The sequence below is a fragment of the Streptomyces sp. URMC 126 genome, assembly GCF_051386555.1.
Lineage (GTDB): Bacteria > Actinomycetota > Actinomycetes > Streptomycetales > Streptomycetaceae > Streptomyces.
Genome location: NZ_JBPQTX010000280.1, coordinates 1 through 9,257 on the forward strand (window position 1 = coordinate 1; position 9,257 = coordinate 9,257).

General features: G+C 77.5%; 2 protein-coding genes and 1 pseudogene. All 3 read left to right on the top strand.

Going from position 1 to position 9,257, the window contains the following annotated elements; translation table 11 throughout:
* Positions 1–40: 40 nt before the first annotated feature.
* A pseudogene (locus tag ACSNOK_RS26290) lies at positions 41–553 on the top strand (SDR family NAD(P)-dependent oxidoreductase); the annotation flags it as partial.
* Positions 554–613: 60 nt separating this feature from the next.
* On the top strand, positions 614–1,345 hold the full coding sequence (locus ACSNOK_RS26295; protein ID WP_436783258.1) for a beta-ketoacyl reductase: 732 nt from the start codon (positions 614–616) through the stop codon (positions 1,343–1,345).
* A 45-nt stretch (positions 1,346–1,390) separates the two neighbouring features.
* Positions 1,391–9,257 (top strand): beta-ketoacyl synthase N-terminal-like domain-containing protein (locus tag ACSNOK_RS26300; protein WP_436783257.1); only part of this gene is annotated, 7,867 nt, incomplete at its 3' end.

Sequence of the window (9,257 nt, forward strand, 5' to 3'; positions counted from 1 at the left end):
ATAAGAGACAGCCCCGTTCGACCCCGACGGCACCGTCCTCGTCACCGGCGGCACCGGCGCCCTGGGCGCCCTCGTCGCCCGGCACCTCGTCGAACGGCACGGCGTGCGCAACCTGTTGCTGCTCGGCCGGAAGGGGCCGGCCGCCGAGGGCGCCAAGAAGCTCACCGCCGCGCTGGAGGAGCTCGGCGCCCGGGTGGACGTCCGCGCTTGCGACGTGTCCGACCGTACGGCCCTGGCCGCCGCGCTGGACACCGTGCCCGCCGCCCACCCCCTGACCGCCGTCGTCCACGCGGCCGGCGTCGTGGACGACGCCGTCGTCCCGGCGCTCACCGCCGAGCGCGCCGCCGCCGTCCTCGCCCCCAAGGCCGACGCCGCCCGCCACCTGCACGACCTCACCCGCGACCGGCCGCTCGCCGCGTTCGTGCTGTTCTCCTCCGCCACCGCCACCCTCGGCGGCGCCGGGCAGGGCGGCTACGCGGCGGCCAACGCCTACCTCGACGCGCTCGCCGGGCACCGCGCCGCCGCCGGGCTGCCCGCCGTCTCCCTGGCCTGGGGGCCGTGGGAGGGCACCGGCGGCATGGCCGACGCGCTCGACGAGGCCGGCCGGCGCCGGATGCGCCGCTCCGGCGTGCTGCCGCTCTCCGCCGACGAGGGCCTGGCCCTCTTCGACGCCGCCCTCGGCGCCGGCCGCGCGGTACTGCTGCCCGTCCGGCTGGAGACCGCCGCCCTGCGCGCCGCCTCCACCCAACTGCCGCCGCTCTTGCACGGATTGGTCCCACCGCCCGCCCGGTCCGCCGGGAACACCGGCCCGGACCTCGCGGGGGACCTGCGGCAGCGCCTCGCCGGGCTCGACACCGCCGGCCGCGACCGGGTCCTGCTCGACCTCGTCCGCACCCAGGCCGCCCAGGTGCTCGGGCACGCGGGCGCCGCGGCCGTCGCCGCCGACCAGCCGTTCGAGGAGCTGGGTTTCGACTCGCTGACCGCCGTCGAGCTCCGCAACCGGCTCACCGCCGCCACCGGCACCCGGCTGTCCGCCACCCTCGTCTTCGACTACCCGACGGCCATCGCCCTCGCCCGGCACCTCCGCGAGGGGCTCCCCGCCGAAGGCGTCCCCGCCGCCCGGTCCGTCCTCGACGACCTCGACCGGCTGGAGACCGCGCTCGCCGCGCTGCCCGCGGACGACCCCGACCGGGTCCGGGTCGCCACCCGGCTGCGGGCCGTCGCCGCCCGGTGGGAGGACGACCGGCCGGCCGGCGGCGACGAGCCGCCGCCCGGCACCGACCTCTCCGCCGCCGACGACGACGAGGTCTTCGACTACATCGAGAAGGAACTCGGCATTTCCTGACCGCTCGGTAACCGTGCCGTCGAAACTGTGAAGGGTGTTGCGTCCATGGGGACCGAGGAGAAGACCGCCGCCGGCGGCGTGCCACAGCGCACCGAGGACAAACTGCGCTACTACCTCAAGCGCGTCACCGCCGACCTGGGGGAGACCCGGCGCCGGCTGGAGGAGATGGAGGCCGTCGCCGGCGAGCCGATCGCCGTCGTCGGCATGGCCTGCCGCTTCCCGGGCGGCGTCGGCAGCCCCGAGGACCTGTGGCGGCTGGTCGACGAGGGGCGGGACGCCGTCGGGCCGTTCCCCGACGACCGGGGCTGGGACCTCGACGCGCTCTACCACCCCGACCCCGACCACCCGGGCACCTGCTACGCCCGCGAGGGCGGCTTCCTGCGCGACGCCGACCGGTTCGACGCCGCCTTCTTCGGCATCGGCCCCCGCGAGGCCCTCGCCATGGACCCCCAGCAGCGGCTGCTGCTGGAGACCTCCTGGGAGGCGCTGGAACGCGCCGGCATCGACCCCGAGACGCTGCGCGGCAGCCGTACCGGCGTCTTCGTCGGCACCGGCCACCAGGAGTACGGCGCCCTCCTCCAGCGGGCCACCGAGAACTTCGAGGGCTACCTGCTGTCCGGCAGCGCGGCCAGCGTCCTCTCCGGCCGGCTCTCGTACGTCCTCGGCCTGGAGGGCCCGGCGGTCACCATCGACACCGCCTGCTCGTCGTCGCTGGTGACCCTGCACCTGGCCTGCCAGTCGCTGCGGCGCGGCGAGTCCACCGTGGCCCTGGCCGGCGGAGCGGCGATCATGGCGTCGCCGGGGATGTTCGTCGAGTTCAGCCGGCAGCGGGGGATGGCCCCCGACGGGCGGTGCAAGGCGTTCTCGGCCGCCGCCGACGGCACCGGCTGGGGCGAGGGCGTCGGCATGCTCGCCCTCGAACGCCTCTCCGACGCGCGCCGGAACGGCCACCCCGTCCTCGCCGTCGTCCGCGGTTCGGCCGTCAACCAGGACGGCGCCTCCAACGGGCTCACCGCGCCCAACGGCCCGTCCCAGCAGCGCGTCATCTGGCAGGCGCTCGCCGACGCCCGGCTCTCCGCCCGGGACGTGGACGCCGTCGAGGCCCACGGCACCGGCACCTCGCTCGGCGACCCCATCGAGGCGCAGGCGCTGCTCGCCACCTACGGACAGGACCGGCCCGCCGAACAGCCGCTCTGGCTGGGCTCGTTGAAGTCCAACATCGGCCACACGCAGGCGGCGGCGGGCGTCGCCGGCGTCATCAAGACCGTCATGGCGCTGCGGCACGGCGTTCTCCCGCGCACCCTGCACGCCGACGAGCCGACCCCGCACGTCGACTGGTCGGCGGGCGCCGTCGAGCTGCTCACCGAGCGGCGGGCCTGGCCGGACGCCGGCCGTCCCCGGCGGGCCGGCGTGTCCTCCTTCGGCGTCAGCGGCACCAACGCCCACGTCATCCTCGAACAGGCGCCGGACGCCGAGCCGGTGCCGCCCGCCGAGGACGCGGGGGTGCTGCCGTGGCTGCTGTCCGCCAAGAGCGCGGGCGCCCTCCGGGCCCAGGCCGAGCGGCTCGCCGCGCACCTCGCCGAGCGGGCGGACCGGACCGAGGGGACGGACCGGACCGAGGGGCCCGACCGGCCCGACGCCGACCCGGCGGCCGTCGGCTGGACGCTGGCCACCGGCCGCGCCACCTTCGCCCACCGCGCCGTCGTCATCGGCCGTGGCGCCGAACTCGCCGACGGTGTACGGGATCTGGCGGAAGCGGGTGTCGCCCCCGGCGTGGTGACCGGCGAGGCCGACGCCGCGCACACCGGTGCCGTCTTCGTCTTCCCCGGCCAGGGCTCCCAGTGGGCCGGCATGGCCGTCGGCCTCCTCGACACCAGCGACACCTTCCGGGAGAGCGTCGAGGCGTGCGAGCGGGCCCTGGAGCCGTTCGTGGACTGGTCGTTGACCGGCGTCCTGCGCGGGGCGCCCGGCGCCCCCGGGCTGGAGCGCGTCGACGTCGTCCAGCCGGTGCTGTGGGCCGTGATGGTGTCGCTGGCGGCGCTGTGGCGCTCGATGGGCGTCGAGCCCGTCGGCGTCGTCGGACACTCCCAGGGGGAGATCGCCGCCGCCTGCGTCGCGGGCGGCCTGTCGTTGGAGGACGGCGCCCGGGTGGCCGCCCTGCGGTCCCGCGCCATCGGCGAGATCCTCTCCGGCGACGGCGGCATGGTGGCCGTGCCCCTCGGCGCCGACGCCGTCGCCGCGCTGTTCGACGAGTGCGGCTTCGGCGACCGGGTGTCCGTCGCCGCCGTCAACGGGCCGCGGTCCACCGTCGTCTCCGGCGAACCCGCCGCCCTGGACGAGCTGCTGGCCCGCTGCGAGACCCGCGGGATACGCGCCCGGCGCGTCCCCGTCGACTACGCCTCCCACTCCGCGCAGGTCGAGCGCGTCCGCGAGCGCGTCCTCGCCGACCTCGCCGGCCTCCGGCCCCGCACCGGGACCGTCCCCTTCCACTCCACCCTGACCGGCGGCCCGCTGGACACCGCCGGGCTCGACGCCGACTACTGGTACCGCAACCTCCGCGAGACCGTCCGCTTCGAGCCCGTCGTCCGCGACCTGCTCGCCCAGGGCCACGGCGCGTTCGTCGAGTGCAGCCCGCACCCCGTCCTCACCGTCGGCGTCGAGGAGACCGCGCAGGACTCCGGCGTCCAGGCCGTCGCCGTCGGATCGCTCCGCCGCGACGAGGGCGACTGGCGGCGCTTCCTCACCTCCCTCGCCGAGGCGCACACCCGCGGCCTCGCCGTCGACTGGACGCCCGCCTTCCCGCCCGCCGCCCGCCGTCTCACCGACCTGCCCACCTACGCCTTCCGGCGGCGCGGCTACTGGGTCGAGACCCGCCCCGGCGCGGCGGGCGCCCGGGACCCGCTGGAGGAGCGGTTCTGGACGGCCGTCGCCGACGAGGACCACGACGCGCTCGCCGCACTCCTCGAACTCGCCGACGCCGACGAACTCGCCCGCCTCGACGCGCTGTTGCCCGCCCTGTCGGCCTGGTGGTCCCGGCGCTGCGCCGGCGGGCGCCCCGGCGGCGGACGGCCGGAGGAGCCGGAGGAGCCCGACACGGCCGCGTCCGCGCTGCTGCGGCGCCTGGCCGCGCTGCCCGAGGACGAACGCGTGCGGACGCTCACCGACCTGGTGGCCGCGCACGCCGTGGCCGTGCTCGGACAGGACGTACGGGTCGAGCCCCGACGCCCCTTCAACGAACTCGGGTTCGTCTCGCTCACCGCCGTCGAACTCCGCAACCGGCTGCGCGCCGCCACCGGCCTGCCGCTCCCCGCGACCGTCGTGTTCGACCACCCGACCCCCGAGGCGCTGAGCCGCCGCATCCTCGCGGACCTCCTCGGCGAGGACGACACCGCGCGGGCCCTCCCGGCCGCGACCGCCGCCGCCGACGACGAGCCGATCGCGATCGTCGGCATGGCCTGCCGCTTCCCGGGCGGCGTCGCCGGCCCCGAGGACCTGTGGCGGCTGGTCGCCGCCGGCGGCGACGCGATCACCCCGTTCCCCGAGGACCGGGGCTGGGACCTCGACGCGCTCTACCACCCCGACCCCGCCCACCCCGGCACCACCTACACCCGCCAGGGCGGCTTCATCCAGGGCGCCGACCGGTTCGACGCCGGGCTGTTCGGCATCAGCCCCCGCGAGGCCCTGGCCATGGACCCGCAGCAGCGGCTCCTGCTGGAGACCGCCTGGGAGGCGTTCGAACGGGCCGGCATCGACCCCACGTCGCTGCGCGGCAGCCGCACCGGCGTGTTCGCCGGCTCCAGCGGCCAGGACTACACGGCGCTGGCGGCCGGCGCGGCGGAGGGCCTGGAGGGGTACGTCCTGACGGGCAACGCGGCCAGCGTCATCTCCGGCCGCCTGGCTTACACGTTCGGCCTGGAAGGCCCGGCCGTCACGGTCGACACCGCCTGCTCGTCGTCGCTGGTGGCCCTGCACCTGGCCTGCCAGTCGCTGCGCTCCGGCGAGTCGACGCTCGCCCTGGCGGGCGGCGTGACCGTGCTGTCGACGCCGCAGGCGTTCGTCGGGTTCTCCCGGCAGCGCGGGCTGGCGCCCGACGGCCGGTGCAAGGCGTTCTCGGCCGCCGCCGACGGCACCGCCTGGGGCGAGGGCGCCGGCCTGCTCCTCGTCGAGCGGCTCTCCGACGCGCGCCGCAACGGCCACCCCGTCCTCGCCCTCGTCCGGGGCACGGCCACCAACCAGGACGGCGCCAGCAACGGCCTCGCCGCCCCCAACGGCCCCTCCCAGCAGCGCGTCATCCGCGAGGCCCTGGCCAACGCCGGGCTGACCCCGGCCGACGTGGACGCCGTCGACGCCCACGGCACCGGCACGCCCCTCGGCGACCCCATCGAGGCCCAGGCGCTGATCGCCACGTACGGGAAGGAACGGCCCGAAGGCCGGCCGCTGTGGCTCGGCTCGGTGAAGTCCAACATTGGCCACACCGCCGCCGCGGCCGGCCTGGCCGGCGTCATCAAGATGGTCAAGGCGATGGAACACGGCCTCCTGCCCCGGACCCTCCACGCCGACGAACCCAGCCCGCACGTCGACTGGTCCGCCGGCACGGTCGCACTCCTCACCGAGGAACGCCCCTGGCCGCACCCCGGCCGCCCGCGCCGTGCGGCCGTCTCCTCATTCGGCATCAGCGGCACCAACGCCCACGTCGTCCTCGAACAGGCGCCGGGAGGCGGCGCTGTGACCCCGGCGGTGGGTGCGCCCGCACGGGCGGAGGGCGTGCCCGCGTTCGCGGGGGCCGGGGAAGTGCGGGCGGAGGGCGCGTTCACGCCCGGGGAGCCCGGAGCAGTGCCCGCAGGCGGCGTGTCGCCGTCGGCGGAGGCCGTTTCCGCGCCGGCGGGCAGCGAGCCGGCGGCGGCGGGGGCCGCGCCCGCGCTCGCCGAGGCAGGGCCGGCGGCCGTGGAAGGTGCGCGCACGCCCGTGCGGGGTGCGCCGGCGTCAGCGCAAGGTGTAGCCGCAACCGCGGTGGGTGCGCAGGCGCCTGCGGCGGACGTGTCCCAGCCCGCCGGCGACCCGGCCGGGTCCGTGAACGGCCGGCGGGCCGGCGCTCAGACGCCCGCGAACGGGTCCGCGCTCGCCGAGGCGGGGCCGGCGGCCGTGGAAGGTGCGCGCACGCCTGCGCAGGGTGCGCAGGTGTCCGCGGCGGAGGCTTCCGCTCCCGCCGGCGGCCCGGCCGCGTCGGCGAACGGTCAGCGGGTCGGCGCCCAGGCGCCCGCGGGCGGGCCCGTGCTCGTTCCCTGCGTGCTCTCCGGCCGGGGCGAGCAGGCGCTGCGCGCTCAGGCCGAGCGCCTCCGGGCGTACGTCGCCGAACGCCCCGCGCTGACGCCGCTGGACGTCGCCTACTCCCTCGCCACCACGCGCGGAGCGCTGGAGCACCGGGCCGCCGTCCTCGCCTCCGGCCGCGACGGCCTGCTCGCCGGTCTCGCCGCGCTGGCCGCCGGCAGCCCGGCGCCGCACGTCGTACGCGACGTCGCCGCCGGCGGCCGGACGGCCTTCCTCTTCCCCGGCCAGGGCAGCCAGCGGCCGGGCATGGGACGCGCGCTGTACGCCGCGTTCCCGGCCTACGCGGAGGCGCTGGACGAGGTCTGCGGCCACCTGGACACCCACCTCGAACGCCCGCTCAGGGAGGTGCTGTTCGCCGAGGAGAGCACGCCCGAAGCGGCCCTGCTGGACGACACCGCGTACACCCAGCCCGCCCTGTTCGCCACCGGTGTCGCGCTCGCCCGTCTGCTGGAGGGCTGGGGCGTGGTCCCCGAGCGGCTCGGCGGGCACTCGATCGGCGAGCTGACCGCCGCCCACGTGGCCGGCGTGCTGTCCCTGGAGGACGCCTGCGCCCTGGTCGCCGCCCGCGGCCGGCTGATGGCGGCCTCCTCGCCGGACGGGATCATGGTGGCGGTCGAGGCCGCCGAGGACGAGGTCGCGGCCGTCCTGGCCGACGACGGCCGGGCGGGTATCGCGGCCGTCAACGGCCCCCGGGCCACCGTCGTCTCCGGCGCGCGCGAGGCCGTCGAGCGCGTGGCGGAACTCCTCGCCGCCCGGGGCCACCGCACCAAGCGGCTGCGGGTGACGCGCGGATTCCACTCGCCGCTGATGGACGAGGTGCTGGGGGACTTCCGCTCCGTTGCGGCCGGGCTCGACTACCACGCCCCTCGCGTCACCCTGGTGTCCAACGTGACCGGAGAGATCCTGGAGCCGGAGGAGGTATGCTCTCCGGACTACTGGGTCCGGCACATCCGCCGCCCGGTGCGGTTCCTCGACGGCGTCCGGCGGCTGGCCGCCGACGGCGTGACGACGTTCCTCGAACTGGGGCCCGGCGGCGTCCTCTCGGCGCTGGTCCGGGACGCCCTGGCCGACGCGGGCAGCGGCGGCGAGGCCGCCGTACCGCTGCTCCGGCGCGGCCGGGACGAGGAGACGAGCCTGATCACCGCCCTCGCCCGGGCCCGGGTCCGCGGCGCGGCCGGCCCGGGCTGGGCACGGTTCCACGCCGCGTACGGAGCCCGGCGCGTCGAGCTGCCGACGTACGCGTTCCAGCGGCAGCGCTACTGGCCGGACGTCGTCGCCCCCGCCGTCCCGGGAGCCCCCGTCACCGGCGGTCCGGTCCCGGCGGTCACCCGACCGGTCACCCGACCGGTCGCCGAGCCCGTCGCCGAGCCCGCCCCCGACGGGCCGTCGCTGCGCGACCGCCTTCTGCCGCTCTCCGGCGGCGAACGCGAGCGCCTGGTGACCGAGTTGACCGCGACGCACATCGCCGCCGTGCTCGGCCACCCCACGACGGAGGCCGTGGAGGCGAGCGTCGGCCTGCCCGAGCTGGGCTTCGACTCGCTCGCCGCCGCCGAGCTCCGCACCGCGCTCCAGACGGCCACCGGCCTCACCCTGTCCACCTCGCTGGTCTTCGACCACCCCACCCTCAAGGCGCTCGCCGCCCACCTGCTGGCCGCCCTAGAGTCCGGCGCCGGGGAGGAGCCCGGCGGCGGCACCCTCGCCGCGCTCGCCCTGCGGGCCGGCGAGCTCGGGGAGTTCGCCGCCTTCCAGGACCTGCTGCGGACCGCCTCCCGCTACCGCCCGGCCTTCGGCACCGGCGAACGCCCGGCCGCGAGCCCGGCCCCCGTCCGGCTCTCCCGCGGCCCGGCCGGCACCCGGCTGCTCTGCTTCCCGTCGTTCGCCGGCCGCTCCGGAGCCCACCAGTACGCCCGGCTCGCCGCGGCGGCCCAGGACACGGCCGAGCTGTGGGCCCTCCCGGCCCCCGGCTTCACCGCGGGCGAGGACCTCCCGGACACCCTGGAGGCACTCGCGAGCCATCACGCCGGAGACGTCCTCCGGTGCGCCCCGGACGGGGAGTTCGCCCTCCTCGGCCACTCGGCGGGCGGCTGGATCGCCCACGCCGTCGCCGCCCGGCTGGAGGCGCTCGGCACCCCGCCGCGCGCGGTCGTCCTGCTCGACAGCTACCTCCCCGGCAGCGCGGCGCTTCCCGCGATCCAGGAGGAGATCGGCCGGCGGCTGCGCGACGGCGACGGCTCCCTCGGCCCCGGCGACGACCGCTGGGACGACACCTGCCTGACCGCCATGGGCGGCTACGACCGGCTGTTCTCCGGCTGGCGGCCGGAGCCGCTGACCACCCCCGTCCTCCACCTGCGGGCGGCCGAACCGCTGCCCGGTATGCGGGACTTGGCGAACCTCCCGGACCGGCCGGACGCCGGCTGGCGGGCCGCCTGGCCCACGGCGGACGCGGCGGGCGAGGTGCCCGGCGACCACTTCGGGCTGGCGGGCGAACACGCCGCCGACACCCTGCGGACGGCCTTGGACCGGCTCGCCGCCCTGACCGCACCCGCCGCGAACGCCGCCGATCCGGCGCCCACCACCCCGGCCC